The 926-nt window shown below is 53.1% G+C and carries 1 protein-coding gene; it reads right to left on the reverse strand.

All coding sequences use genetic code 11. The features are described 5' to 3' along the window. Window positions 1-282: 282 nt before the first annotated feature. Window positions 283-618: a hydrolase gene (locus ACP7D4_RS28115; RefSeq protein WP_426212728.1), complete on the reverse strand. Its 336-nt coding sequence runs from the start codon at window positions 616-618 to the stop codon at window positions 283-285. Between the last annotated feature and the right edge of the window lie 308 nt (window positions 619-926).

Below are 926 nucleotides of genomic sequence, written 5' to 3' on the forward strand. Positions count from 1 at the left end.
GCGTCATTCGCTCCTGCCTCGATACGCTGCGAAAGCAGGGCCACGGCATGCTGGAGGTGCTGCAACGCGCCTTCGCCGGTAATCCTATCCAGCCCACTGCATAGGCGCTGAACAGTCACCTTTAATCGAAGTCCTACCGCGCGAGCGGTTTAGTCCTCGGGCCGGGTCCGGCCGATTGTACTCGACCGTGAACTGGCGTCGGCCGGATTCGCCGCTGGCGCCCCGAAACCGACATCGGTGGCGCCAGACGCCTGGAGGGAATCAGGCTCCGGACATAGGCGGCTATTCAGTCAGGCTACCGGCATTGGTCGGCAAAACGTGATGGCAAAAGCGCCATTCATGTACAGCTTGGTCATCAATATATACATCAGGTTTCGGCAAAAAAGCGACGAAGAGATGTTCAATTTTTAGCTCAATTGCGGATGCTCGCGCATAATCGCCTCCTCCGGAACTCCACAGATATAAGGCTGCGCCACCGTCGTACAACATTTTAATTTCGGCGACAACAGACGGCATCGGAATACGCTTTTTCCCCACTGAACGAATTAGTGTGTCATCCACGTCAACAAAAATTATTCGTTGGCGTTCTTGCGACAAGGGTTTAGTTGAATTTTCCATCAGTGCATGTCAAGAGTAAAAGGGAAAACAATATGCCGACAGACCGCAGTTAGACGAACATCGAATGGCAGCTCCTAGCCGCCCACTGCCGACCGCTGCCAATCAATACCGATTGTACTCGACGGCAAACCAGCATTGCCCAAAGAGCCCGCGCCGCACGGAGGCGGTCGTTGAGCACCCGTGACCGGGCCAATCCACCCAAGTTAGCAGTTGGCGTGCATTTCAGTAAATTATTATCAATTTTTTCACAATAACACTTGACATCACCTTAAAATCGCGGCGTCCAGCATGGATTTTTACTATCCCTG

This window comes from Massilia sp. TWP1-3-3 (genome assembly GCF_049897805.1).
Taxonomy (GTDB): Bacteria; Pseudomonadota; Gammaproteobacteria; order Burkholderiales; family Burkholderiaceae_D; genus Telluria_A.